At 72.0% G+C, this 25,033-nt stretch carries 25 protein-coding genes and 1 pseudogene; 15 read left to right on the top strand and 11 right to left on the bottom strand.

Annotation, left to right across the window (positions count from 1 at the left end):
* Positions 1-19: 19 nt before the first annotated feature.
* Positions 20-721 carry a FadR/GntR family transcriptional regulator gene (locus ACIRPU_RS15735; RefSeq protein WP_403866938.1) on the bottom strand — a complete coding sequence of 234 codons (702 nt, stop codon included), beginning with the start codon at positions 719-721 and terminating at the stop codon, positions 20-22.
* A 140-nt stretch (positions 722-861) separates the two neighbouring features.
* On the opposite strand from ACIRPU_RS15735, the gene ACIRPU_RS15740 reads away from it, so the two are divergent.
* The 3 genes and pseudogenes from ACIRPU_RS15740 to ACIRPU_RS15750 form a co-directional block, all read left to right on the top strand.
* Positions 862-1,377, top strand: coding sequence for a gluconokinase (locus ACIRPU_RS15740; protein WP_403866941.1), 516 nt, complete (start codon positions 862-864; stop codon positions 1,375-1,377).
* Positions 1,378-1,433: 56 nt separating this feature from the next.
* Positions 1,434-2,831, top strand: coding sequence for a gluconate:H+ symporter (locus tag ACIRPU_RS15745; protein ID WP_355705047.1), 1,398 nt, complete (start codon positions 1,434-1,436; stop codon positions 2,829-2,831).
* A 31-nt stretch (positions 2,832-2,862) separates the two neighbouring features.
* A pseudogene (locus tag ACIRPU_RS15750) lies at positions 2,863-3,398 on the top strand (SDR family NAD(P)-dependent oxidoreductase); the annotation flags it as partial.
* Positions 3,399-3,620: 222 nt separating this feature from the next.
* On the opposite strand, the gene ACIRPU_RS15755 reads toward ACIRPU_RS15750, so the two are convergent.
* The 3 genes from ACIRPU_RS15755 to ACIRPU_RS15765 all read right to left on the bottom strand — a co-directional run bounded on the left by ACIRPU_RS15755 (position 3,621) and on the right by ACIRPU_RS15765 (position 6,031).
* Entirely contained in the window at positions 3,621-4,244 is a 624-nt protein-coding gene (locus ACIRPU_RS15755; RefSeq protein WP_355705044.1) for a cytochrome b/b6 domain-containing protein, read from the bottom strand.
* The gene (locus ACIRPU_RS15760; protein ID WP_403866945.1) at positions 4,228-5,007 is read right to left on the bottom strand and encodes a molybdopterin-dependent oxidoreductase; all 780 of its coding nucleotides are present in this window, start codon (positions 5,005-5,007) and stop codon (positions 4,228-4,230) included. The genes ACIRPU_RS15755 and ACIRPU_RS15760 overlap by 17 nt, the downstream gene beginning before the upstream one ends.
* Before the next feature lie 73 nt (positions 5,008-5,080).
* Positions 5,081-6,031, bottom strand: coding sequence for a hypothetical protein (locus tag ACIRPU_RS15765; protein ID WP_403866948.1), 951 nt, complete (start codon positions 6,029-6,031; stop codon positions 5,081-5,083).
* Positions 6,032-6,432: 401 nt separating this feature from the next.
* Here ACIRPU_RS15765 and ACIRPU_RS15770 point away from each other — a divergent pair, with 401 nt between their 5' ends.
* From ACIRPU_RS15770 to ACIRPU_RS15785, 4 genes are all read left to right on the top strand, one after another.
* Positions 6,433-7,326, top strand: coding sequence for a DMT family transporter (locus ACIRPU_RS15770; RefSeq protein ID WP_403866951.1), 894 nt, complete (start codon positions 6,433-6,435; stop codon positions 7,324-7,326).
* A 90-nt stretch (positions 7,327-7,416) separates the two neighbouring features.
* Positions 7,417-7,932 (top strand): NUDIX domain-containing protein, encoded by a 516-nt coding sequence (locus ACIRPU_RS15775; protein ID WP_355705040.1) that lies wholly within the window; start codon positions 7,417-7,419, stop codon positions 7,930-7,932.
* Between the two features lie 70 nt (positions 7,933-8,002).
* Positions 8,003-8,395, top strand: a complete 393-nt coding sequence (locus ACIRPU_RS15780; protein ID WP_403866954.1) for a YidH family protein — start codon at positions 8,003-8,005, stop codon at positions 8,393-8,395.
* A complete protein-coding gene (locus tag ACIRPU_RS15785) occupies positions 8,392-8,718 on the top strand; it encodes a DUF202 domain-containing protein (protein WP_403866957.1) in 327 nt (108 codons plus the stop codon). The genes ACIRPU_RS15780 and ACIRPU_RS15785 overlap by 4 nt, the downstream gene beginning before the upstream one ends.
* A gap of 25 nt (positions 8,719-8,743) precedes the next feature.
* Here the strand turns inward: ACIRPU_RS15785 and ACIRPU_RS15790 are convergent, their stop codons facing one another.
* A complete protein-coding gene (locus tag ACIRPU_RS15790) occupies positions 8,744-9,748 on the bottom strand; it encodes an NADP-dependent oxidoreductase (protein WP_403866960.1) in 1,005 nt (334 codons plus the stop codon).
* 149 nt (positions 9,749-9,897) lie between these two features.
* Between ACIRPU_RS15790 and ACIRPU_RS15795 the strand changes: the two genes are divergently transcribed.
* The 3 genes from ACIRPU_RS15795 (at position 9,898) to ACIRPU_RS15805 (ending at position 12,631) form a co-directional block, all read left to right on the top strand.
* Positions 9,898-10,194: a hypothetical protein gene (locus tag ACIRPU_RS15795; protein ID WP_403866963.1), complete on the top strand. Its 297-nt coding sequence runs from the start codon at positions 9,898-9,900 to the stop codon at positions 10,192-10,194.
* Positions 10,195-10,379: 185 nt separating this feature from the next.
* On the top strand, positions 10,380-11,411 hold the full coding sequence (locus ACIRPU_RS15800) for a phosphotransferase family protein (RefSeq protein ID WP_403866966.1): 1,032 nt from the start codon (positions 10,380-10,382) through the stop codon (positions 11,409-11,411).
* Positions 11,412-11,416: 5 nt separating this feature from the next.
* Complete coding sequence (locus ACIRPU_RS15805; protein ID WP_355705032.1) at positions 11,417-12,631, top strand: acyl-CoA dehydrogenase family protein; 1,215 nt, start codon at positions 11,417-11,419, stop codon at positions 12,629-12,631.
* Between the two features lie 65 nt (positions 12,632-12,696).
* Here the strand turns inward: ACIRPU_RS15805 and ACIRPU_RS15810 are convergent, their stop codons facing one another.
* The 3 genes from ACIRPU_RS15810 to ACIRPU_RS15820 form a co-directional block, all read right to left on the bottom strand.
* On the bottom strand, positions 12,697-13,290 hold the full coding sequence (locus ACIRPU_RS15810; protein ID WP_355705031.1) for a TetR/AcrR family transcriptional regulator: 594 nt from the start codon (positions 13,288-13,290) through the stop codon (positions 12,697-12,699).
* Positions 13,291-13,387: 97 nt separating this feature from the next.
* A complete protein-coding gene (locus ACIRPU_RS15815) occupies positions 13,388-15,061 on the bottom strand; it encodes a class I adenylate-forming enzyme family protein (RefSeq protein WP_403866970.1) in 1,674 nt (557 codons plus the stop codon).
* The gene (locus ACIRPU_RS15820) at positions 15,058-15,819 is read right to left on the bottom strand and encodes an SDR family oxidoreductase (protein WP_403866973.1); all 762 of its coding nucleotides are present in this window, start codon (positions 15,817-15,819) and stop codon (positions 15,058-15,060) included. The genes ACIRPU_RS15815 and ACIRPU_RS15820 overlap by 4 nt, the downstream gene beginning before the upstream one ends.
* A gap of 223 nt (positions 15,820-16,042) precedes the next feature.
* Between ACIRPU_RS15820 and ACIRPU_RS15825 the strand changes: the two genes are divergently transcribed.
* Positions 16,043-17,323 carry a serine-threonine protein kinase gene (locus ACIRPU_RS15825; RefSeq protein ID WP_403866976.1) on the top strand — a complete coding sequence of 427 codons (1,281 nt, stop codon included), beginning with the start codon at positions 16,043-16,045 and terminating at the stop codon, positions 17,321-17,323.
* Positions 17,324-17,380: 57 nt separating this feature from the next.
* Here ACIRPU_RS15825 and ACIRPU_RS15830 read toward each other — a convergent pair whose 3' ends face one another.
* Entirely contained in the window at positions 17,381-20,167 is a 2,787-nt protein-coding gene (locus tag ACIRPU_RS15830) for a penicillin acylase family protein (RefSeq protein ID WP_403866979.1), read from the bottom strand.
* 210 nt (positions 20,168-20,377) lie between these two features.
* On the opposite strand from ACIRPU_RS15830, the gene ACIRPU_RS15835 reads away from it, so the two are divergent.
* From ACIRPU_RS15835 to ACIRPU_RS15845, 3 genes are all read left to right on the top strand, one after another.
* A complete protein-coding gene (locus tag ACIRPU_RS15835; RefSeq protein WP_384124391.1) occupies positions 20,378-20,980 on the top strand; it encodes a hypothetical protein in 603 nt (200 codons plus the stop codon).
* Between the two features lie 152 nt (positions 20,981-21,132).
* Complete coding sequence (locus ACIRPU_RS15840) at positions 21,133-21,882, top strand: 3-keto-5-aminohexanoate cleavage protein (protein WP_403866983.1); 750 nt, start codon at positions 21,133-21,135, stop codon at positions 21,880-21,882.
* Between the two features lie 88 nt (positions 21,883-21,970).
* Positions 21,971-23,038: an RNA ligase (ATP) gene (locus tag ACIRPU_RS15845; protein ID WP_403866986.1), complete on the top strand. Its 1,068-nt coding sequence runs from the start codon at positions 21,971-21,973 to the stop codon at positions 23,036-23,038.
* Positions 23,039-23,198: 160 nt separating this feature from the next.
* On the opposite strand, the gene soxR is transcribed toward ACIRPU_RS15845, so the two are convergent.
* Positions 23,199-23,744, bottom strand: coding sequence for a redox-sensitive transcriptional activator SoxR (gene soxR, locus ACIRPU_RS15850; protein ID WP_403866989.1), 546 nt, complete (start codon positions 23,742-23,744; stop codon positions 23,199-23,201).
* 130 nt (positions 23,745-23,874) lie between these two features.
* Between soxR and ACIRPU_RS15855 the strand changes: the two genes are divergently transcribed.
* The gene (locus ACIRPU_RS15855; RefSeq protein ID WP_310435249.1) at positions 23,875-24,336 is read left to right on the top strand and encodes a MaoC family dehydratase; all 462 of its coding nucleotides are present in this window, start codon (positions 23,875-23,877) and stop codon (positions 24,334-24,336) included.
* A 53-nt stretch (positions 24,337-24,389) separates the two neighbouring features.
* Here ACIRPU_RS15855 and ACIRPU_RS15860 read toward each other — a convergent pair whose 3' ends face one another.
* Positions 24,390-25,016: a TetR/AcrR family transcriptional regulator gene (locus tag ACIRPU_RS15860; protein ID WP_355705022.1), complete on the bottom strand. Its 627-nt coding sequence runs from the start codon at positions 25,014-25,016 to the stop codon at positions 24,390-24,392.
* Positions 25,017-25,033 lie beyond the last annotated feature (17 nt).

Below are 25,033 nucleotides of genomic sequence, written 5' to 3' on the forward strand. Positions count from 1 at the left end.
GGGCGCACACCAGGGCGCGTTAGGGCGCCAGGATGTCCAGTTCCTGGAGGGCGCCGACCGTGATCTCCCGGGTCAGTCGTTCCGCGCGGGCCGCGTCGCCCTCGCGGACCGCCTCCGCGACCTGGACGTGCAGGGTGACGGCGGTCGGGTCGGGGTCCTCGAACATGACCTCGTGATGGGTGCGGCCCGCCAGGACCTCCGCGACGACGTCGCCGAGGCGGGCGAACATCTCGTTGCCCGAGGCGGCGAGGATCACCCGGTGGAAGGCGATGTCGTGGACGAGGTATCCCTCCAGCCGGTGGCCGCGTGAGTTGGCCACCATGCCGAGCGCGCACTCCGTGAGCTCGGCGCACTGCTCCGCCGTGGCGTGTTTCGCCGCCAGGCCCGCCGCGACCGGCTCGATCGCCGAGCGCAGGACGGTGAGCGAGCGCAGCTGGTGCGGGCGGTCGGCGCCGGCCAGCCGCCAGCGGATGACCTCCGGGTCGTAGACGTTCCACGCGGACCGGGGGCGGACCGTCACGCCCACGCGGCGGCGGGACTCGACCAGGTGCATGGATTCCAGGACGCGGACCGCCTCGCGCATCACCGAGCGGGAGACGTCGAAGCGCTGGGCCAGTTCGTCGGTGCGCAGAACGCTGCCCGGAGGGTACTCACCCGCGGTGATCGCGGGGCCCAGGGCGTCGAGTACTTGGCCGTGCAGACCCCGGCCCGGAGTGGTCATGCACTCAGAGTACGGGGTAGATCACTGAGCCAAAAAGTCAGACTTATTTGTCACACACTCTTGAATTAGTCGTACCTAATCGGTTTCAGTGTCGTCGGCGCCCGTTGGCGTCGGACGTCGAGGCAGACAGTGAGGCAGAGATGCGTACCCCGCACGTCGTCGTGGTGATGGGTGTCGCCGGCACGGGCAAGACCACCATCGGTCCCCTGCTCGCCGCCCGGCTGGGCGTGCCGTACGCCGAGGGCGACGACTTCCACCCGCAGGCCAACATCGACAAGATGTCGGCCGGCACCCCGCTCGGCGACGAGGACCGGTGGCCGTGGCTCGACGCCATCGGCGGCTGGGCGGACGCGCGGGCCGGGCTCGGCGGGGTCGTGAGCTGCTCGGCGCTGAAGCGGTCGTACCGCGACCGGCTGCGGGCCGCGGCCCCCGGGGTCGTCTTCGTGCACCTCGCGGGCGACCGCGCGCTGATCGAGGACCGCATGGCGCACCGGCAGGGCCACTTCATGCCGACCGCTCTGCTGGACTCCCAGTTCGCCACGCTCCAGCCCCTCCAGCCGGACGAGGCGGGCGTCGTCGTCGACGTCTCCGGCAGCCCGGAGGCCATCACCGGGCGGGCCGTGACCGCGCTCGACGCGCTCGCTCAGCCCGCCTGACCACCCCGCGTTCCCCCCTCCCCATCCCCATCCCCATACCTGCAAGGGAATCACCCGTGACCAGACTCAGTGTCGAGATGCTGGCAGCGGACACCGTCGAGCCGATCACCTCGGCCGGCCACGCGCAGCTGGGCATCGCCGTTCTGGCGGGCATCGCCGTGATCGTCCTGCTCATCACCCAGTTCAAGCTCCACGCCTTCCTGGCGCTGACCATCGGCTCGCTCGCGCTCGGCGCGTTCGCCGGGGCGCCGCTGGACAAGGCCATCGCCTCGTTCACCACCGGACTCGGCGCCACCGTCGCCGGGGTGGGCGTGCTCATCGCGCTGGGCGCGATCCTCGGCAAGATGCTCGCGGACTCCGGCGGCGCCGACCAGATCGTGGACACGATCCTCGCCAAGGCGGGCGGCCGCTCGATGCCGTGGGCGATGGTGCTGATCGCCTCCGTCATCGGTCTGCCGCTGTTCTTCGAGGTCGGCGTGGTGCTGCTGATCCCCGTCGTGCTGATGGTCGCCAAGCGGGGCAACTACTCGCTCATGCGGATCGGCATACCGGCGCTGGCCGGTCTGTCGGTCATGCACGGTCTGGTCCCGCCGCACCCCGGTCCGCTGGTCGCGATCGACGCGGTCGGCGCCAACCTGGGCGTCACCCTGGCGCTCGGCGTGCTCATCGCCGTCCCGACGGTCGTCGTCGCCGGACCGCTGTTCTCGCGGGTCGCCGCCCGCTGGGTCGACGTCCCCGCCCCCGACCGCATGATCGCGCAGCGGCCCTCCGAGGACCTGGAGAAGCGGCCCGGCTTCGGCGCCACCCTCGCCACCATCCTGCTGCCCGTCGTGCTCATGCTGTCCAAGGCACTGGTCGACATCGTGGTGGACGACCCCGAGCACACCGTGCAGCGGGTCTTCGACGTCGTCGGCTCGCCGCTGATCGCGCTGCTCACCGCCGTGCTCGTCGGCATCTTCACCCTGCTGCGGCCCGCCGGGTTCGCCAAGGACCGGATCTCTGGGCTGGTCGAGAAGGGCCTCGCGCCCATCGCGGGCATCCTGCTGATCGTCGGCGCGGGCGGCGGCTTCAAGCAGACGCTGATCGACTGCGGCGTGGGTCAGATGGTCCTGGACATCTCCAAGGACTGGTCGATCCCGGCGCTGCTGCTGGCCTGGCTGATCGCGGTGACCATCCGGCTGGCGACCGGTTCGGCGACCGTGGCGACGATCTCGGCGGCCGGCCTGGTCGCGCCGCTCGCGGCCGACATGTCGACCACGCACACCGCCCTGCTGGTCCTGGCCATCGGCGCCGGCTCGCTGTTCTTCAGCCATGTCAACGACGCGGGGTTCTGGCTGGTGAAGGAGTACTTCGGGCTCACCGTCGGCCAGAACATCAAGACCTGGTCGGTCATGGAGACCATCATCTCCGTGGTCGCCGGCGGTCTGGTCCTGCTCCTCTCGCTGGTCATCTAGCGGTACGCCGAGAGCGGGAAGGGGTACGGCGATGAGTCACCCCCTGTTCGACATCAGCGGCCGGACCGCCCTGGTCACCGGCTCCAGCCGGGGCATCGGGCTGGCCCTGGCCCGGGGCCTCGCGGAGGCCGGCTGCAGGGTGGTCCTCAACGGGCGGGACGCGGACCGTCTCGAGCGGGCGGCCGCCGGACTGCCCGGCGAGGTGCACACGAGCGTGTTCGACGTCACCGATGGCTCCTCGGTGGGGCCGGGATGGCCGAGATCGAGGACCGGGTCGGTCCGCTCGACATCCTGGTCAACAACGCGGGCATGCAACTGCGCGCCCCGCTCCTGGAGTTCGCCGAGTCCGACTGGCACCGGCTGCTGGACACCAACCTCACCAGCGCGTTCCTGGTGGGCCGGGAGGCCGCCCGCGGGATGACGGAACGCGGCCACGGGAAGATCATCAACATCTGCTCGCTCCAGAGCGAGGTGGTCCGCCCGGGCATCGCGCCCTACGCGGCCACCAAGGGCGCGCTGAAGATGCTCACCAAGGGCATGTGCGCGGACTGGGGACCGTACGGCGTCGACGCGGCGCTGCGCCTGCTCGCGTTCGACGCCCTGATCAGCGCGGTGGTCCCGGTACGGGACGCGGAGTCGGCGTTCGCGCTCGCCGCGGACCGGGGCCGCTCCTGCAAGGTGCTGCTGGACTTCGGTGGTTGAGGAGGCCCGGTGCGGAGACCGACCGGGTGAGGGGTTCGGCTGGCGCCTGTCGCGTCGGTCAGGCCGACCTGATCCAGACGACAGGCCCTAGGGCCGCCACAGGCGGTGTTCCCGGTCGGCCCATTCCCGGCTCACCGAGCCCGTGCGCATCCCGCGGCGGGCCTCCGGATCGCCCAGGGCCATGCCGATGTGGCCGGCCAGGACGACGCCGATCGTGAGGGCGAGCCAGTCGTGCACGAAGGTCGCGCTGGTGCGCCACATGATCGGGGTGAGGTGGGTGAACCACATAAGCAGGCCGGTGCCGAGCATCACCAGGGTCGCCCCGGCGATCCAGGACGCGTAGACCTTCTGGCCGGCGTTGAACTTGGCCGCCGGACGCGACTGCCGGCGCTTGTCCCGGCGCAGGGCGGCCCGCAGCCAGCGGCGGTCGTGCGGGCCGAAGCGGTTGAGGTGCCGCAGGTCGGCGCGGAACGCGCGGGACGCGAGGCCCGCCAGGACCGGCACCGGCAGGGCCAGACCCGCCCACTCGTGGACGCGGACCACCAGCTCGCGGCGGCCGACGAGCTGGGCGAACTCGGGGATGTACAGCACGGCCGCCGTCACCACGCACACGCCCATCAGCAGGCCCGTGGTGCGGTGCACCCACCGTTCGGCGCGGGTGAAGCGGGGGATCTCCGTGGTCGCCGGCGGCGCCTCAGCTCGTAGGCTCATCGTCCCGTCCGTTCGAGCGGCCGACCCAGGCGTCGACGTCGTAGCCACGCTCCTCCCAGTAGCCGGGCTTCACCTTCTCGGTGACGGTGATGCCGGAGAGCCACTTGGCGGACTTGTAGAAGTACATGGGCGCCACATAGAGGCGGACGGGTCCGCCGTGGTCGTGGCCGAGGTCCTTGTCCTGCATGCGCAGCGCGACCAGGACGTCGGAACGGCGGGCCTGGGCGAGGGTGAGGCTCTCGGTGTAGGCGCCGTCGAAGCAGGTGAAGCGGACGGCGCCGGCCTCGGCCTGCACTCCGGCCGCGTCGAGCAGGGCGGACAGCCGGACGCCCTCGAAGGGCGTGCCCGGCACCCGCCAGCCGGTGACGCACTGGACGTCCTTGACCATCCGGGTCTGGGGCAGGGCCCTGAGGTCGGCCAGCGTGTAACTCCCGGGCCGGTCGACGAGGCCGTCCACGGTGAGGCGGTAGTTCGTGGCGCTCTTGTGCGGGACCGAGGACGTCACCGAGTAGTAGCGGAAGCCGCCGCCGTTGGGGAGCAGACCCGTGAGGCCGGTGGGGTCCTTGTCGGCGGCGCTGCCGAGGAAGGCCTCCATACCGCGCTGGAGCGGGGGCGCCGCGACGACTCCCAGGGCGCCGAGGGCGAGCGTGCCGAGGAAGACCCGCCGGCCGACGGGTGTGCCACGTTCCGCGGGCACCGCGTCCGAGGCGGGGGGCTCGGATGCCTCGGGTGCCTCGGCCGGCTCGGGTGGTTCGGAGTTCACCCTTCCATTCGAGCACCTGGGGCCCGCCGGGGCCAGGGATCCCGGGCGGACGTCAGATTTACGTCATCACTTCTCACCCGGCTCTCAGACCGAGCGCGGCGGCACGGGCCGCGTGGAAGGCCCGGCAGGGGTCGCGGTCCGGGTAGGACCAGGGCTCGGGGGTGGCGTGCCGGCCGATGCGCTGGAAGAGGGCGGCGGCCTCGGCGCCCCGGCCCTCCAGGACCTTGGCGTGGGCGAGGAAGTTCAGGTCGATCAGGTGGCGGGGGTGGTCGTCGTGTTCCCACTCCAGCCACCAGTCGAAGGCGGCCTTCGTCACGCCCCTGGCCCGGCCGTCCCGCCAGTGCCCGCAGGCGGCGGGGTCGGCGGGCGCGAAGCCGTGGGCGGCCAGGACGCGGTAGCGCTCGGCGTGCGCGACGACCGGGAGGATCGCCAGCGGGGAGTCGGCGGGCGCCTGTTCGGCGGCCCAGGCGGCGAAGTCGTGGACCTCGTGCAGGGGGTCCGGGCCACGGTCCGCACGACGCTCGGCGAGCCGGGCGACCATGAGGTGGTGCGCGTGATGGTGGTCGCGGTGCCGGGACCGGACCTCCTCGAAGATCCGCACGGCCCGCGCCCCGCCGTCCCGTTCCAGCTGGAGCAGGCCGAGCCAGGGGGTGGGGTCGGCGGGGGCGAGCGCGGCGGCCGAACGGCACGCCGCTCGGGCGACCGCCGCGTCCTCCTTGCCGCGCAGGGTCCGGCGGACCTGGGCCAGGGCGAGCAGCAGGGCGGCGTCGGCGCCGGCGGGTTCGTCGAGCAGCCACTCGTGGGCCCGGGCGGCCGCGTCCGGCTCGAGGGCGAGCACCGTCGTCCGGTGCGCGCGGCGGTCCCAGTCGGCGCCGGTCCGGGCCAGCAGGGAGCGGACGGGCTGCCGGCGACCCTGGGCCAGCGCGGCGCGGGCGAGGCCGAGCTCCGTGTCGTCCAGGGCCGGGTCGGGGGTCCGGGGGACGCGCTCGTGATCACGGCCGGGAGGGGGCGGGGGTAAGGGCACCGCGGGACTTCCTCATCTCCCTCGGCGGCGGCTCTGGCATCGGCCTGCGATCGGCCGATCACGCACAGCCAATCCCTAGGGAACACTCAACGTCAAGGGTCGGGAGACCACGACAGATGCCGACCGCCGACCGGCGGCGGAAATCCGGTGCCGGAGCGCCGCTGGTGGGGCCCCCTGCCGCCGGGTGTCCGGGCGGCCGGTGTGGCGTACGCCATGGCGCGGCCCGCCCGTAGCCCACACCATGGCCGTAGGGCCGCCCCGCAACCCGGCCCTGTTCCCGGGTGCCGCGGCCGAGTCAACCGCCCGGTTCCGGGTACTCGAGGCGCCGAGGGCGCTGGGACGCTACAGTCGGCCACTGCGTATCCCGTCCGTGGTCCGACCGGATGATCGAGGTAGGCAGCGTGTCGGTTCTGGTTCTGGTTCTCGCCGTGAGTGCCGCCTGCTGCCTCGGCTTCGGGTTCGTACTTCAGCAGAACGCGGCCCAGCGGGCTCCGCTCGGTGACTTCCTCTCCCCCCGGCTGCTGCTCGACCTGATGAAGGTGCCCCGCTGGCTGGGCGGCATCGGCCTCATGGTGGCGGGCATGGCGCTCGGTGCGATAGCGCTCGGACAGGGCGAGATCTCCCTGGTGGAGCCGCTGCTCGCGACGAACCTGCTGTTCGCCCTCGCGCTCTCCCGGCATCAGACGAAGCAGTCCCTTGGCCGCCAGGGCTGGGCGGGCCTGGTCCTGCTCGCGGGCGGGGTGACCACCTTCATCGTGGCGGGCGAGCCGCGCGGCGGCACCGCGGTCGCGGATCCGCTGCGGCACTGGCTGATCATCGGGGTGATGATCGGGCTGGCCCTGCTGCTCACCACCTACGCCAAACGCTCCCGGCTGAGCTCCGGCCCGGTGCTGCTGTCCCTCGCGGCCGGTCTGCTGTACGGCGTCCAGGACGCGCTGACCAGGGTCAGCGGGCAGCGTTTCACGGCGGGCGGCCTCGGCGAGCTGCTGACCGGCTGGCAGCCGTACGCGGTGCTCGCCCTGGGCGTGACCGGCCTCGTGCTGGTTCAGAGCGCGTTCGAGACGGCGCCGCTGCGGATGTCGCTGCCCGCGCTGACCGCGGCCCAGCCCCTCGCGGGGATCATCTGCGGGGTCGGCTTCCTCGGTGACCAGCTGCGCACCGACACCGGGGCGCTGGCCTGGGAGTCGGCGGGGCTCGCGGCGATCGTCGCGGGCATCGTGCTCCTCGGACTGCACCCGGCGATGCCACGCGGCACGGCGCCGCGGGAACGGGTCGCGGACCTCCAGCCCCAGTAGCCGCCGGCACCCGGCGCCGACCCCGGTGGCGGGCCGTCGACCCCGGTGGTGGGCCGCCGACCCCGGTGGTGGGCCTGCTTGGATGGGTCCATGAGCGCTGCTGACGAGATCCTCGACATCGTCGACGAGAACGACCGGGTGGTCGGACAGTCCCCTCGCGGGCAGGCATACGCCGAGGGGCTGCGTCACCGCTGCGTCTTCGTCCGGGCCCGGGACGCCGAGGGCCGGGTCTTCGTCCACCGCCGCACCCCGACCAAGCTGGTCTTCCCCTCCCTGTACGACATGTTCGTCGGCGGCGTGGTCGGCGCGGGCGAGGCCTACGACGACGCCGCCCTGCGCGAGGCCGAGGAGGAACTGGGCGTGAGCGGCCTGCCCCGCCCGGAGTTCCTCTTCAAGTTCCTGTACGACGCGGGGGCCGCCGGCAGCTGGTGGTCGGCCGTCTACGAGGTCCGCTGCGACCTGCCGGTGGACCCCCAGGTGGAGGAGGTGGCCTGGCACGGCTTCCTCCCCGAGGAGGAGGTCGAACGGCGGCTCTCCGTCTGGGAATGGGTGCCGGACGGCCTGGCGGCGTACGAGCGGCTCAAGGCGCACCGGGCGACCGGCTGAGCAGGGCGGACACCGCCCCGGCGGGCACCGGGATCCGGGCGGACGACGGCCGGCGGGTAGGGTCCTGCGGGTGATCGAGTTCGTACAGAACGTCCGGTTGTGGTTCGCTCCCGAGCAGGTCCGGGAGGAGGGCCGCACACCCGACTACCGGTTCTCGCTGGCGAACGAGCGCACGTTCCTGGCCTGGCTGCGCACCGCGCTCGCGCTGATCGGCGGGGGCTTCGCGGTGGACCAGTTCCTGCCGGATCTGCGCTGGGGCTGGCGGGTCGGGCTGGCGCTGGCCCTGCTGGCCGCGGGCGTGCTGTGCTCCCTGCGCGCGGTCAACCACTGGATGCGCTGCGAACGGGCGATGCGCCGGGGCGAGGACCTGCCGGTGTCCCGCTTTCCGGCGCTGCTGGGCGTGCTGGTCGCGGTGGTGGCCCTGGCGATGACCGTCGTGGTGCTGGTCGGGTGGGAAGGGTGAGCGAGGAAGCCCGGCCGACGCGTGACCCCGGTCTTCAGCCCGAGCGGACCCGGCTCGCCTGGCGGCGTACGACGCTGGCGAGCACGGTGGCCGCCGTACTCGCCGTGAAGGCGGCGCTGCACGGCGGGGTGTCGGTGTCCGGGATCGTCGCCTGCGTGCTGTGCGGCGGCCTGTGGCTGGCCTTCCTGCTGCTCGCCCACCACCGGATCCACGCCCTCTCGGCCACGGCCGTCCCGGCGGCGCTCACCCCGCGGCTCGCCACGGCGGCGGTCCTGTGCGCGGTGGCGACGGCGGTGTGCGCCGCGGCGCTGGTGGTGGCCTAGGACCCCGTCCGGGACCGCGCCGGTCTCACTGCTCCCCGTTCTCGGGGGTCTTGTTCTCCGGGGCCTCGTTCTCGGTGGACCCGTCCTCGGGGGCCTCGTCCGCCCAGTCCACCGTCACCACGATCTTGCCCCGGGTGCGGCCCCGTTCGTTCAGCCGGTAGGCGTCCGCCGCGCGCTCCAGCGGGAACGTCTCGGAGACGTGCACGGACACCACGCCCTGTTCGGCCAGTTCCGACAACCGGGTGAGGTCCTCGGCGTCCGGCCGGACCCAGTAGTACCGGCCGCCGTAGCCGACGACGTCCCCGTCGGCGATCGACGTCAGGCGTCCCTCCTGGGCCAGCAGGTTGGCGGACACCTTCAGCGTGTCGCCGCCGACCGTGTCGAAGGCCGCGTCCACGCCCTCGGGGGCCAGCCCGCGGACCCGTTCGGCGAGCCCCTCGCCGTAGGTCACGGGCTCGCCGCCCAGCGAGCGTACGAAGTCGTGGTTGGCCTCGCCCGCCGTGCCGATCACCCGGGCGCCCAGATGGCGGGCGAGCTGCACGGCGATGGAGCCGACGCCGCCCGCGGCCGCGTGGACGAGGACGGTCTCGCCGCGCTTCACCCGGAGGGCCTTGGTGAGCACCTGGTAGGCGGTGAGCCCGGCCAGCGGCAGGCCCGCGGCCTCCTCCCAGGTGAGGTTGCGCGGCTTACGGGCGAGGGTGCGCACCGGAGCGCCGACGTACTCGGCGAAGGTGCCGCGGGAGAGGAAGTCCTCGCGGACGTAGCCGATGACCTCGTCGCCGACCGCGTACTCCGCGACGGACACCCCGAGCTGCACGACGACCCCGGAGACGTCCCACCCGGGGATCACCGGGAAGACGGCGTCGATCATCGGGTCCAGGTAGCCCTCGCGGGCCTTCCAGTCGACGGGGTTCACGGCTGCCGCCCGGACCTTCACCAGCACCGAGTCGGGGCCGATCTTGGGCTCGCGGACGTCCCCGTACACGAGCGTCTCGGCGCCGCCGTAGCGTGAGTAGCTGATGGCCTTCATGGGTCCGACCCTCCGGGGTACCCGGACGCCACGCAAGCGGAATGACCTGATATGCGGAGTTCACGTGGCAGCCTGTCCGACGTCATCACCCACGCCTCCACCCATGACATCACCCACGTCATCACCCCGCAGCTTCGAAGGTGAGCAGCATGACCACCCTCCATCTCGAGCACTCCGCCCACACCCACACGCACGGCCCGGACTGCGGGCACACCGAGGTGCGGCACGGCGACCACGTCGACTACGTCCACGACGGGCATCTGCACCGTGAGCACGGCGGCCACTGGGACGAGTGCGAGCCGGGCGGGCACGTGGCCCACGCCGGGCACGAGCACCGGCACGGCGAGGACTGCGGGCACGCGCGCGTGCGACACGGCGACCACGTGGACTACCTGCACGACGGGCACCGGCACGCCGAGCACGACGGCCACTGGGACGACCACTGAACGGTCCAGAGGACGACGGCCGAGGCGGCCGAGAACCGCTCTGCGACGGCTCCCCGGGTACGGCCCGGGGGGCCGTCGTCCTATCGTGGCCCCGATCACGTTGGGCGTGACCACTGGACGGCATACCGACCGGTCGGCATCATGGTGCGCATGCTGATTTCCCGTCCCGTCCGCAGGAGCCGCGCATGAGCCCCGACCACCCGCCCGGTCTCGATCTCGACCGGCTGCGCGTCCTGCTGGAGCGCGAGCGTCCCGGTCTGGTCGACGGCCCCCTCACCGGCCGGCTGATCGAGGGCGGACGGTCGAACCTCACGTACGCGGTCTCCGACGGCACCGCGAAGTGGGTCGTGCGGCGCCCTCCGCTCGGACACGTGCTGGCCACCGCGCACGACATGCGGCGCGAGCACCGGGTGATCAGCGCCCTGCACCCGACGAGCGTGCCGGTTCCGCGCCCGGTGCTGCTGTGCGAGGACCCCGACAACGAGGCGGCGCCCGGAGCGCCCTTCTACGTCATGGAGTTCGTCGAGGGCACCCCGTACCGCACGGCCGGCGAACTCGCCCCGATCGGCGAGCGACGCACCCGGGACACGGTCCTCTCGCTGGCGGACACGCTGGTGGAGCTGCACGCGGTGGACCCCGCCGCGGTGGGCCTCGCCGACTTCGGCCGCCCCGAGGGCTTCCTCGACCGGCAGCTGCGCCGCTGGGGCAAGCAGTTGGACGCCTCCCGCAGCCGCGAGCTGCCCGGGATCGACGAGCTGCACGCGGCGCTCGGCCGCGGGCTGCCGCACTCCCCCGCCCCGGCGGTCGTGCACGGCGACTACCGGCTCGACAACGTCCTGATCGGGCCCGACGACACGATCCGGGCGATCCTCGACTGGGAGATGTCGACGCTCGGCGATCCGCTGACCGACCTGGGGCTGCTGGCGATGTACAGCGTGCCGCTGCAACTCCCGAACTCGCCCATCTCCACGACCGCCTCGGCTCCCGGGCACCCGTCGCCGGCCGAGCTGATCGAGCGGTACGCGACCCGCTCGGGGCGTGACGTGTCGGCTGTCTCCTGGTACACGGCGTTCGCCTGGTTCAAGCTCGCCGTGATCCTGGAGGGCATCCACTACCGGTACACGCTGGGCCAGACGGTCGGACGCGGCTTCGACCGCATCGGGGAGCTCGTCCCCGTCTTCATCGAGCACGGACTGACCACTCTCCAGGAAGGCTGACCGGCATGGACTTCGCGTTCGACGCACGCACCGAGGAGCTCCGCGCCAAGCTGCTCGCCTTCATGGACGAGCACGTGTACCCGGCCGAGTCCGTCGCCGAGGAGCAGCGCGCGCTGCTCGCCTCGCCGTGGGACACCCCGGCCGTGGTCGAGGAGCTGAAGGAGCAGGCCCGCAGCCAGGGCCTGTGGAACCTGTTCCTCCCCGACGCCGAGCACGGCGCCGGTCTGACGAACCTCCAGTACGCGCCGCTGGCCGAGATCACCGGCCGTTCCCCGCAGTTGGCGCCGACGGCCCTGAACTGCGCCGCCCCGGACACCGGGAACATGGAGGTGCTCGCCCAGTTCGGCGACGAGCGCCAGCAGAAGCAGTGGCTGGAGCCGCTGCTGGCCGGGGAGATCCGCTCGGCGTTCGCGATGACGGAGCCGGAGGTGGCCTCCTCCGACGCCACGAACATCACCACGCTGATCGAGCGGGACGGCGACGAGTACGTCATCACCGGTCGCAAGTGGTACATCTCCGGGGCGATGAACCCGGACTGCAAGATCTTCATCGTGATGGGCAAGACGGACCCGGACGGCGCCGACATCCGCCGTCAGCAGTCCATGGTGCTCGTCCCGCGCGACACACCGGGTGTCACGGTCGTGCGGGCCATGAAGGTGTTCGGCTACGAGGACCACTCCCACGGCGGCCACGCCGAGGTGGTCTTCGACCGGGCGCGGGTGCCGGTGACGAACCTGATCGGCGAGGAGGGCGGCGGCTTCGCCATCGCCCAGGCCCGGCTCGGTCCCGGCCGCATCCACCACTGCATGCGGCTGATCGGCATGGCGGAGCGGGCGATCGAGCTGATGTGCCGGCGGGCCGTCTCCCGCGACGCCTTCGGCAAGGCGCTGGCCCAGCAGGGCGTGGTCCACAACTGGATCGCGGACGCGCGCGTGACGGTCGAGCAGCTGCGGCTGCTGGTGCTGAAGACCGCCTGGATGATGGACACCGTCGGCAACCGGGGCGCCCACTCGGAGATCCAGGCCATCAAGATCGCGACGCCCCGCGCGGTCGTCGACATCATCGACCGGGCGATCCAGCTGCACGGCGCGGGCGGCGTCAGCCAGGACTTCCCGCTGGCCGAGCTGTACGCCGGAGCGCGCACGCTGATGATCGCCGACGGGCCGGACGAGGTGCACCAGCGGTCACTGGCCCGACGGGAACTGAAGAAGTACCTCTAGGACACGCGGTAAGGGGCGGTCGCCATGGCGACCGCCCCTTACCTGTCTACCCGTCTGTCGGCTACTTAGGGCCGCAGGGCCCGCAGCAGAAGGTCCGCCAGATGATCGGCGACCTCCTGCGGGCCCATCGAACCGTCCGGGCGGTACCAGGTCGACAGGTGGTGGACCGAGCCGAAGTGGTAGTCCACGACCAGGTCGGCCGGGGTCGCCGTGGAGAAGACACCGGCCTCCTGGCCCTCTTCGACGAGGGCGCGGAAGCGCTCGTGGTAGCGCCGGCGCTCGGCCCGCACCTGCTTGTTCTTCTCTGGGCTCAGATGGTGCATCGAACGGAAGAAGATCGACGCGTCGTCGAGGTTCTCGATCGTCGTGACGACGACGTCCGCCGCCGCGCCCCGCAGCCGCTTCTCGATCGGCTCGTCGGCGTTCGCGAAGGTGTCCAGACGCTCCTGCTGAACGCGCAGCACGCGCGCGTACACCTCGTGCAGGAGGTCGTCCTTGGAGCCGAAGTAGTGGTACAGCGCGCCCTTGGTGACGCCTGCCGCCTCGACGATCTCCTGTACCGACGTGCGGTCGTAGCCCTGCTCGGCGAATAGCCGGGTGGCGGCGGCCAGCAGCCGCTGCGGCACGGGTGTCCCGTCACCGTCCGTCGTCCTGGGCACTGCCGCCACCTGCCTTCCTCGATGCCTTATCGGCGAGCCTTACCGGCTGTCGTACCGCTGACGTGCCGCGGACCTGCTGCGGATCTGCTGCTGATTGTTACCGACTGTCCTGTGGGCGCGAACGCAGCTCCCGACGGAGGATCTTGCCAGTCGCCGTCTTGGGCAGGTCGGGCAGGATCACCACCTGCCGCGGATACTTGTACGCGGCCAGCCTGTCCTTGCAGTAGGCCGCGAGCGTATCGGCATCCGCGTCGGCGCCGGGACGCAGGCTGATGTACGCCCTGACGGTCTCCCCGCGATAGCCGTCCGGCACCCCGACGACGGCCGCCTCGCGCACCGCCGGGTGCGTGTACAGCACGTCCTCGACCTCGCGCGGCCACACCTTGAAGCCGGACGCGTTGATCATGTCCTTCTTGCGGTCGACGACGTACAGCCAGCCCTGTTCGTCCATGAACCCGATGTCGCCGGTGCGCAGTTCGCCGCCGGGGAAGGTCTCGGCGGTGGCCTCGGGCAGGCGCCAGTACCCGGGGACCACCTGCGGGCCCCGTACGACGATCTCGCCCTGCTCGCCGAAGGGCACCTCCGCGCCCTGGTCGTCGACGATGCGTACGACCGTGTCGGGCCCGGGCACGCCGACGGCGAGGGTCCCGGAGGCCGGGTCGACCGGCGCCTCGTGCTGGGGCGGCACGGAGGCGCAGGGCGCGGTGCACTCGGTGAGTCCGTAGCCGTTGCGGATGTACGGCCCGAAGCCCGCCCGGAACTTCTCCACCAGGGCGGGCGGCACCGGCGCGCCGCCGGAGGAGATGTGCACGAAGGACGCGAAGTGGTCCCGGGTGACGTCGGGGTGGGCGGCCAGCGCCATGAAGGCGGTGGACGGGCCCACCGTGTAGTGCGGCTTGTGCTCGGCGAACGCCTCCAGCACGACGCCCGCCTCGAAGCGGTACGTCAGGACGAGTGTCCCCGCGCTGTTCAGACAGGCGCCGAGCTGGCAGACCATGCCGGTGATGTGGAACAGCGGCGCGAGCGCGTAGTAGACGGGCGCCTCGGGCAGGCGCAGGCCGGTGCGCTGCCGTTCGGCGTTGACCATGATGTTGCGGTGGGTGTTGGTGGCGCCCTTGGGGGCGCCGCTCGTGCCCGAGGTGTAGCTGATCAGGGCGATGTCGCCGGGGGCGGCCTCGCGGCCCTCGGGGGCCTTGTGGCCGGCGCGGGCGACGGCGGTGAGGTCGTCGGCGTCCGACGCCTGCGGGAGCCGTTCGAAGGTCAGCACGCGCGCGTCGCCCCGGGTCTGGAAGTCCAGCTCGCAGCCGGTGAGCACGATCCGCACCGGCGAGTCGGCGGCCGTCTCCCGCAGATACGACTCCCAGGCCCGGTCGGAGCAGATCAGCGCGGCCACCTCGCCGTCCCGCAGGACGTGGGCGACCTCGCCCGACTTGTACATCGGGTTGACGGGGACGACCGTCGCGCCCGCCTTCCACGCGCCGAGCAGGGCGATGACGAAGGACGGGGAGTTCTGCAGCAGCACGGCGACCCGGTCACCGGGCTCCAGGCCGCGGGCGGCGAGGTGACCGGCCACGGAGTCGCTGAGCTCGTCCACCTCGCGGTAGCCGAGCCGCCCGTCGAAGTAGGCGAGGCAGGTGCGGTCGGGGGCCTCGGCGACGGACCTGCGGAAGGCGTGCACGAGGGAGTCGGCGGGGTCGATCGGGGCACGCTGGGCCTCGTCGAGGAGGGCCAGCCAGGGCTTGGCCGCGTAACGGGAGGCGGGCGCGGTCATTCGGCGGTCTCCCACTTCTGCTGGAGGTGGTTCATGTTGGTCAGCCAGCGGTCGGGATCCCCGGCCCGCACCTGGTAGTACCCGGCGACCTCGGGGTGCGGCAGGATCAGGAAACGGTCCTCCGCGATGCCCTTGAACAGGGCGTCCGCCACGTCCTGCGGCTCGATCGCGGTCGGCTTGAGCACCAGGTCGCCCGCGCTGCCGGTGGCGTCCAGCATGTCGGTGCGGACGCCCTGGGGACAGATCGCGTGGACCTTGATCCCCCGGTGGCGGTAGGTCAGCGACAGCCACTCGGCGAAGGCGTACGCGCCGTGCTTGGTCACGCTGTACGGAGCGGCGCCGATCATCGTGAGCAGCCCGGCGGCGGACACGGTCGAGACGAACCGGCCCCGGCCGCGCTCCAGCCAGTCCGGGAGCAGCGCGTGGGCCGCACGGACATGGGCCATGACGTTGACGTCCCAGGCCAGCGCCCAGACGGCCTCCTCGGCCGACTCAGAGCCGCCCGAGCCGACTCCGGCGTTGGCGCAGTACACGTCGACGGTGCCGCCGAGCGCCTCCCGGGCCTCCTCGACGATCCGGGAAGCGTCGCCGGGGACCGCGATCCCGCCGATCTCGTCGGCGACGGCGTGCGCCCGGTCCGCGTCGAGGTCGTTGACGACGACCCGGGCTCCCTCGGCGGCGAAGCGGCGGGCCAGCGCGGCCCCGATACCGCCTCCCGCTCCGGTCACGACCACTCCGGCATCCTGCACGGCTTCCACCCGGTCTCCTTCGACGCGACTGCGGCACGAATCGGCTCTCCGTCAGACTAACCAGTCGGTATGTTGTGGCGGAAGGGGTGCCCCGCATCGACTCGGGCCCGTTCCGGCGGACGGGACGGGATTGCCTCTTGTACGGATGAGCCGTGACGTATGGCCAATTACCCCCGTTCGCAGGACGATGCGCGCACTTGGCGCACCGCTTCGGGGGACGAGGGGACCTGTCATGGCGGATCCGGCGATGAGCGTGACTCCCTACTGGGAGCTGACCTTCGACGCCGACGGGGACGTCGACGCCGGACGCCGGGACCGGCTGCTGGCCGGGGTGAAGCGGAGCGGGGTCCGTGACCTGATCGTCTTCTCGCACGGCTGGAACAGCGACCGCACCGGCGCGACCCTGCTCTACAGCCGCTTCTTCGCCCCGATCCCCGCACTCGCCCCGGCGGCGCGCATCGGCTACGTGGGCGTGGTGTGGCCGTCGATGCGGTTCTCGGACGAGCCGATCCCCGACCTCCCGCGCTCCGCGGCGGCCGCGCGGACCCGACGCCCGGCCCTGGACGGGGACACCCGGCACGCGCTCCTCGAGACGTTCCCCGGCCGGGCCACGCTGGTCGACCGGATCGCACGGCTGCTGGAGCAGCGGCCGCCCGAGGAGGCCGAGCTGGAGGAGTTCGGCCGACTGGTGCGACTGCTGGTGGACGTGATCCCGCCGGGACCGCAGGCTCTGTTCGGAGCGGACACCCTGGCGGAGGGTGTGCCCCAGGACGAGCCGGAGATGTTCGCCTGCCCGACGGCGGTGGCCTGCGAGGAGTTCGCGCGGGCCCTGTCCGGCCTCGATTCCGCACCGGGGGCCGGGGAGTTCGCGCTGCCCGACCCGTGGGACGGGGCGCACGAGCTGCTGCGGCAGGCGACGTACTACGCGATGAAGCGGCGCGCCGGGACGGTCGGCGAGCGTGGACTCGGGCCGCTCGTCGGGCGGTTGGCGGCGGTGGCGCCGGCCGTCCGGGTGCATCTGGTGGGGCACAGCTTCGGCGGGCGGCTGGTGTCGTTCGCGCTGCGGGGGCTGCCGGACGGGGTGCGCACGGTGAAGTCGGTGACGCTGCTCCAAGGGGCCTTCTCGCACTACGCGTTCGCCCCGCGAGGGGTGCTCCAGGGCCAGCAGAACCGGATCGACGGCCCCCTGGTGTGCTGTTACTCGCGGTTCGACCAGGCGCTGAGCACGATGTACCCGCTCGCCTCGCGGATGGCGGGCGACGCTCAGGGGCTCGTCGGGGAGGCGCTGGGCGCCAAGTGGGGCGCCATGGGGCACGACGGGGTGCAGGCCGTGCCGGGCACGCACGCGCGCGTGCTCGCCGACGCGCTGTCCGGACCGCTGCCGACGTCGGGGTGCGTCAACGTCGACGCGGCGGCGGTGGTCCGGCGTGGCGGGGCGCCGGCCGGGGCGCACAGTGACATCGTGCACCCCGAGCTGGCGCGGCTGGTGCTGGCGGCGGGCCGGATCCGTTAGGACCCGCCCCGCCGTCGCAGGGACTACCGGCGTGACACGACTACCCGTGGAACGTGACTATCTGTGGGACGTGAACTCCACCACCTGCTGGAAGGTGGGCCGGTTCTGCCAGCTGATGTTGCCGTGCTTGATGCCGCCCAGGGTGCGCTGGACGATCGAGTCGGCGCACCACTGATTGCCCGCCGCACACAGGGTGTCGCCCGGGTAGACCTGGGCCGCGGTCTTGCCGGCCGCCGTCTTCAGGGTGCTGATGAGGACGTCCCGGCAACTGCTGACGGTGCCGCTGCCGCAGTACTTCTGGGGCAGCGCGCCCTGCACCGACTCGCCGAGCACGGACCGGATGTCCTTGTCGACATAGCTCCACCAGCCGTACTGGAAGGAGCTTCCGGCGTGCGCCCCGGTCGGGCCGTGGGCGGCCGACGGGGTCTCGTCGATCGGCAGGTTCGCGGTGAACGCCGTGTACAGGCCGGTGCCGAGACCGGGTTCGAACTCGGCCTTCACCAGCAGCGGCCACCAGGCGTCCAGGATCCGGATCGCGTCGGCGTCGGCGTACGTCTTGGAACCGGCCGCCGTCTCCGTCCGTTTGCCGCCCGCCGTCAGCCAGGTCTGGAGCTTGGTCACGGCGGCCGCGGTCGTGGAGTCGGTGACCGTGGAGCTGTTGATCACCTTCAGCAGGTCGGGCAGGACGTCCTCGGCGCGCAGGTCGGCGAGGGCCGCGTCCGCCATCGCCTTCGTCAGGGACGCGCGCGTGACGCCGCCGGCCGCGACGAGCTTCTTCACCCGGTCCTCCAGCAGGTTGCCGCGGTGCACGGACCCGTCGCCCCAGGACGCCGTGGCGTAGTCCTTGGCCTGCTTGTTGTTCCAGGAGATGTAGTAGTCCTGGTCGATGGAGTTGGGATGCGCCGAGGCCGGCGTGTACGCGGCCGTGTTGGTGGCCGGCACCCAGCTCTTCCACTCGTACGCCGACTGCGCCCACACCGGGAACTCGGCGTCGACGCCGCTCGCCCGCACCGGGTTGTCGCCGCTGTTGTAGTACGCGGTGTGCGTGGAGTCGGCGTAGAACCAGTTGAAGGTGTAGTTGATGTGCTGGACCGCGCTCTGGAAGGTCTGCGGGCTCTTGACGTAGTCCGGGTCGTTCAGCATCTGGAAGCCGATGATCGAGTCGGCCTCGTGCATGAAGGACGAGCGCAGGGTCGTGTAGGCGACCTTCTTGCCGCCCACGGTCGCCCGGTACTCCACGGGTCCGTACTTGGTGCGGTACACGCGCATCGTGTACGAACCGGCGGCCGTCCCGTCGGCGGTGGTGGGCTTCCAGGCGTTCTTCTGCTCCACCACGTCCATGGCCGTGCAGGTGCCGTGGAAGAGGTAGTGGTAGTCGTCCTGGCAGAGTTCGACCGCGTAGGTGTCGATGATGTCCTGGCCGGAGGTCGTGGCGCTCCACGCGTAGTCCTGGCCGCGGCCGAGCTCGACGTACATGCTCAGCCCCGCGAAGGAGGCGCCGCGGGCGCTGATGCCCGGGCCCTGGATCTCCTGGAGCATGAGCAACTGCGGGGCGAAGTAGCCGGTCTGCGGGCCGAAGACGGCGATCGGATGGCCGCTCGCGGTGGCCTGGCCGCTGACGACGAGGGCGTTGGACATGCCCCGCCTGGCCGAGCTGAGGGCGGTCGCGGTCGCCGTGGCGGAGGTGACGGTCGCCGTGGCGTCGCCCCCGGTGCCCGTGGCGTCGTAGATCAGCGGCTCCGAGGCCACCGAGCCGCTGTCCGGCAGCGCCTCGCCCTGCGGGCTCGCGGGCTTGGCCGCGTACGGGAAGCTCTGGCCGTTGTGGACGGTGAGCGCGGCCTCGGGGTCGTTGCGCTCGCGGAACGCCTCCCAGACCTGGGTGCCCTGCTCCACGCCGTACTTCTCCTGCGCGGCGAGCAGCGACACCGCGTTGTTGACCTCCCCGCCGCCGCCCGATCCGAAGAGCGCGCCGATGACCGAGGCCAGCGCCACCAGGTCGGTGATCTTGAAGTGGTCGATGGTGCCCGCGTTGGTGATTGAGTCCTTGTGGCCGGTCAGGACGTATTCACCGGGGAAGTAGCGGCCGCTGTCGGAGGCGTCGATATAGGCGTTGATGCCGGCCAGGTAGGCGTTGGCGTCGGCCAGGGCCTGCTGGCCGCGGGTGCCGTTGTTGGCCACGGCGTTGTCGATCTGGGCCTGGAGGTCTGCCTCGGTGTACGGAGCGTTGCGCCAGAACTGCTGTTCAAGACCCTGGTTGGAGGGGTCGCCACCCGCGAAGGCGGTGAGCTGGCCTCGGCCGACGTGCCGGAAGACGTCCATCAGCCACAGCCGGTCCTGGGCTGCCGCATATCCGGCGCCGAACTCGGTGCCGTATCTGGTGGTACCGGTGATGTGCGGTACGCCCGTCTTCTTGTCGCGGACGATCGTCACGTCGCCGCGGCCCGCCGGGCTCAGGGTGGAGGCGACTTGATCGGAAGCGACACCGAACGACGCGTCGTTGAAGAACGTGTTGATCGTGGCGTTGGTGAGGGTGGAGTAGCCCTTGGCCAGGTTGGCGTAGGGGCCGAGCTGGTCCTCGGCATGCTCGGGCTGGGTGCCGAATGCCTGGTTGAGCAGGACCTGCGCGAGGGTGGCGTTGCCGTTCTCGCCGGGCGGCAGGATGTCGGAACACTGGCCGCCGCAGTAGTCGTTCGCCGCTGTGGCCTCGGCGGCTACCGCCATTTGGGAAAGCGGCGACAAAAGACCGGCGATCAGCGCGCATACGGAGGCTGTCTTCAGGAACCCGGGGAATCTGCCGGGAGTTCTCAGTCTGTCGAGAGTGAAGCGGGGGGTTCGCCGTGGCATCGGCTGCTCCTAGCGACGGGGGGGTCGGCGGAAGGTTACCGCCGGTATCCCCGGGATTGAAGATGAACATGCGTCAAGTTTTCGACAGGTGGAGGTCCTCGAAAATCGGATGGAGCCGAATCGCATGTCGATACGTCTATTCGACGACGTCCGTACGACGACGCCGAAGTGACCGAAGTGCAGATGCAGATGTGACGGAGGTGCAAGGCGATGGCCGGTTTCCGGAGTCTGGCGAGACAGGTGCGAGACCCCCGGTGCGATCTCGCACTACGGCGGTATTCACTGCGCAAGTGCCTTGAGCGGTTCGCCCCCTACGGACACCGCGCGACCTGGGACCACCTGTGCTCCCGGGCCGGGTTCGGTCCGGAGGACCGCTCCCCCGATCCAGCGCGGCTCGTGGCCGCGCTGGACGAGCTGGAGGAGGCGCGGGCGGTGTGGCTGGCCTACGAGGCCGAGTTCGCCGAACGCCGCAAGAAGGAGAAGCACGACGGGCTGCGCAGGCCCGGCAGCGTGGACGACTGGCACCGGCTGACCTGGGGCGGCTTCGGCGTCGCCTGGTGCGACGACCCGCGGCTCCACCCCCGTGAGCCGCTGGCCGACGTGCTGCGCAAGCTGACCGCCGCGTTGGAGCGCGCGCCGGGTTCCGGCTGCCCGGTGTGCGGCGGCGAGCGGCTGCCCTGGAAGTACGACCTGGATCACGAACCGTCGGCCGGCCCGGTCTGTGCGGACTGCGGGATTCTCGTGCCGCGCCCCGTGCTCACGCCCGAGGCCCTGGCCTACGCCAGGAGCGGACGTCTGCTGGTGTCGGCCTGACACCGGCCCGAGTTCTGCCCAAGGTCGGCCCGCGGCCGGCCTGAGAGCACGGCGGGGGTGCGCCGGGGATGCCGCACCCCCCATCACGCCGGTGCGGGCGACGGATGCCGACGACCGACGCCGTTGTCAGTGGCGGGTGTCACCATCGAGGCATGGTGCAGGTCTGTCTCAACGGAGCGCGCGGCACCGCGGACGGGGCGATCGTGCCGCTGACGCCCGAGGCGATGGCGGACGCCGCGGCCGAGGCCGTCGCGGCGGGGGCCACGGACGTCCACGTCCATCCCAAGACCCCGTGCGGACAGGACACGATGTCGCCGCGGGTGGTCGCGGCGACCCTCGACGCGATACGGGCGCGGGTGGCGGTGCCGGTCGGCGTGACGACAGGCGCCTGGGCGCACCCGGACCCGGCGGCCCGGCTCACCCGGGTGCGCGACTGGACGGTGCTGCCCGACCACGCCTCCGTCAACTGGCACGAGCCGGGCGCGGAGGAGCTGGCCGCCGCCCTCCTCCACAGAGGCGTGGGCGTGGAGGCCGGCATCTGGTCCGGTACGGACGGGGCGGCGCGGTTCGCCCGCTCGCCCCTCGGCCCAAAGGTGCTGCGGGTGCTCGCGGAGGTGACGGACACCACCCCGGACACGGCCGAGTCGACCGCGCGTGCTCTCCTGGCCGAGCTGGGCACCGCGTTCGGCCGTCCGATTCTGCTGCACGGCGAGGACGAAGGCGCATGGCCGGTGCTGCGGCTGGCGGGGCGGCTGGGCCTGCCGACCCGAGTGGGCCTGGAGGACATGCTGACCCTGCCGGACGGGGAACGGGCGCTGTCCAACGCCCAGTTGGTGGCGGAGGCGCTGACCCGGCGCGCGGGTGAGCCCACCGCGCGAGGAGGAGACGGTACCAGCCGCTAATCGGGTCGCTCCATCCCTTTCCGGCGGGGAGAGTTGAGGGCGATGAAACCCAACTGAGCCACCCCTCAGCGGCCTTGAAGGAGCCCTCATGTCGACGCTGCGCGTCACCGCCGAAGTGCTGACCGTCCACGAACACCCCAACGCCGACGCCCTCGAACTGGCCCAGGTCGGCCTGTACCGGGCCGTCGTCGCCAAGGGCGCGTACCGCACCGGCGAGGCCGCCCTGTACATCCCCGAGCAGTCGGTGCTCCCCACCGGACTGGTCGAGGAGCTGGGGCTGACCGGGCGGCTGGCGGGCAGCGGGTCGGACCGGGTGAAGGCGGTGCGGCTGCGGGGCGAGCTGTCGCAGGGGATCGTGTGCCGGCCCGAGGCGCTGGCGGACGTCGACCTGGCGCTGGCCGCCGCGGAGGGCACCGACTTCGCGGAGCGGCTGGGCATCGTCAAGTGGGTGCCGCCGATCCCGCCGACCATGAGCGGCGACGTCGAGGCGGCGCCGGATCTGCTGCCCTGGGTCGACATCGAGAACATCCAGCGCTACCCCGGCATCTTCGAACCCGGCGAGCCGGTGGTCCTGACCGAGAAACTGCACGGCTCGGCGTGCCTTTTGACCTATGTCGCGGACGAGGAGCGGGTGTACGTCTCCTCGAAGGGCTTCGGCTCGAAGTCCCTGGCCCTGACGGAGGATCCGAGGAACCTGTACTGGCGGGCCGTGCACGGCCATGGCGTCCCCGCGGCGGCGGCCCGTCTCGCCGAGCGACTGGGCGCGCGCCGGATCGGCGTCTTCGGGGAGGTGTACGGAGCGGGCGTGCAGGATCTGACGTACGGCGCGGACGGCCGACGCGACACCCTCGGATACGCGGTGTTCGACGTGTCCGCGGAGATCGACGGCGTGGTGCGCTGGCTGGACGCGGCGGAGCTGCTTGACGGCGAACTGCCCCTCGTACCCCGCCTGTTCGAGGGCCCGTACGACAGCGAGCGGGTCCTGGAGATCGCGACCGGCCGCGAGACGGTGTCCGGACGAGGGCTGCACCTGCGCGAGGGCGTGGTCATCCGGCCCGCCGTCGAGCGGTACAGCCCGGTGACGGGGGGCCGGGCCATCGCCAAGGCGGTGAGCGGTGCGTATCTGACCCGCAAGGGCGGAACCGAGTACGAGTGAGGGAACCGAGGACGGGAGGGAACCGAGGACGGGAGGGGGCGGCGGCGCGCGGCCGGGCGCGAGGGGCCCCGGACACGCCGGGTGCGCCACTTATGCGGGCGCGCCGGGTGCGCCGGGTGCACGGGTGCGCCGGGCCGCCGGGCGCTCCAACGGGCCCGGCTCAATAACAGCCGGCCGCCTTCTCCTCCTCCCGCTCCTCCCCCACCCTCGGCTCGGACACCCTCGGCTCGGCCGCCCCTTTCTCCCCCGCCCGCTGCGCCACCAACAGCCGTGAGCCGGAACCCCGTTCGCCGAACGCGTCGTCCGGGTTGGACAGGACGCAGGTGGCGAGGGACAGGCAGCCGCAGCCGATGCAGTCGGTGAGATGGTCGCGGAGCCGGTTGAGCTGCTTGATGCGCTCGTCCAGCTCCGTGCGCCAGGCCTCCGAGAGCCGGGCCCAGTCCTCACGGGTCGGGGTGCGCTCCTCGGGGAGCTCGGCGAGGGCCTCGCGGATCGTGGCCAGCGGGATGCCGACGCGTTGCGCCGCGCGGACGAAGGCGACGCGGCGCAGCGTGTCACGGTGGTAGCGGCGCTGGTTGCCCGCCGTGCGACGGCTGCTGATCAGCCCCTTCGTCTCGTAGAAGTGCAGGGCGGAGACGGCGGCGCCGCTGCGCGCGGCGAGCTGGCCGACCGTGAGCTCGTGGATCTTCTCGGGAATCTGGGGCACCCCTGGAAGCCTACCCATCGGCTCGTCCACGGGTCCGTTGACATCGGCCCGGGACCCGACCATGCTAAGCAGTCGCTTAGACCTATGGCATGGTGACATGGGCAGCTAGTGACGCGAGAGGGCCGCAGACATGGCAGAGCCGAAGATCTTCACGTCCGCCGACGACCTGAAGGCGGCGGTGGGCGAGCAGCTGGGGTACACCGACTGGCTGGAGGTCGACCAGAAGCGGATCGACCTCTTCGCGGAGGCCACCGGAGACCACCAGTGGATCCATGTCGACCCCGAGAAGGCCGCCGCCGGCCCCTTCGGCACCACCATCGCGCACGGCTATCTCACGCTCTCCCTGCTGCCGCTCTTCGGCCCGCAGCTGATCAAGGTCGAGAACGTGAAGATGGGCGTCAACTACGGGACGAACAAGGTCCGTTTCCCCTCCCCCGTACCCGTCGGCTCGCGGGTGCGCGCCACCGCGACGATCACCGGCGTCGAGGACGTCACCGGCGGCGTCCAGGTGGCCGTCGCCTTCACCGTGGAGCGCGAGGGCGGGGACAAGCCCGTGTGCGTGGCGGAGTCGGTGGCCCGCTACTACCTGTAGACGATTGCCTGGAGGCGACGGCCTGTAGGCGACCGGGCGACGGCCTGGGGGCGCTACTTCGCGGCGCCCACCATCCGCAGCACGAGGTCGGCGTACAGCGCGCCGACCTCGTCGGGCGTGCGGGGGCCGTCCACGTTGAACCAGCGGGCCACGTCGATGCAGAGGGACAGCACGGCAAGGGTCGTGCCCTGCACGTCCGGTACGGCGAACTCGCCGCTCGCCACGCCGTCCTCGATGATCCCGCGCACCTCGGCGTCGACCTGTCGGCGCAGGTCGAGGATCTCGGCGCGGGCGTCGGGGCCGAGGGCGTCCAGTTCGTACTGGACGACCCGTGCCGTGGTGCGCCGCCCGGCGTGCCAGCGGACGAAGGAGCTCACGGCGTCCGCGAGGCGCCGGGTCGCGTCGCCCTCGCCGGCGGCCGCCGCGCGCAGGATGCCCAGCGCACGGTCGTGGCCGATCCGGCTGATGCGGTGGAGCAGCTCTTCCTTGGTCTTGTAGTGGATGTACAGGGCGGCCGGGCTCATTCCCGCGCGACCCGCGATGTCGCGGGTCGTCGTCGCGTGGTATCCGCGCTCGGCGAAAGCCTCCACGGCGGCGACCAGCAGTCGCCGGGCCGCGTCAGGGGTGACCTCTTCCCACGGCTCGATCTCGCCGCCGGCCGTCTCCTCCGCCGTACTCATCGCTCGTTCGCCCCTCT

The organism is Streptomyces sp. NPDC102259 (assembly GCF_044766465.1).
GTDB lineage: Bacteria > Actinomycetota > Actinomycetes > Streptomycetales > Streptomycetaceae > Streptomyces.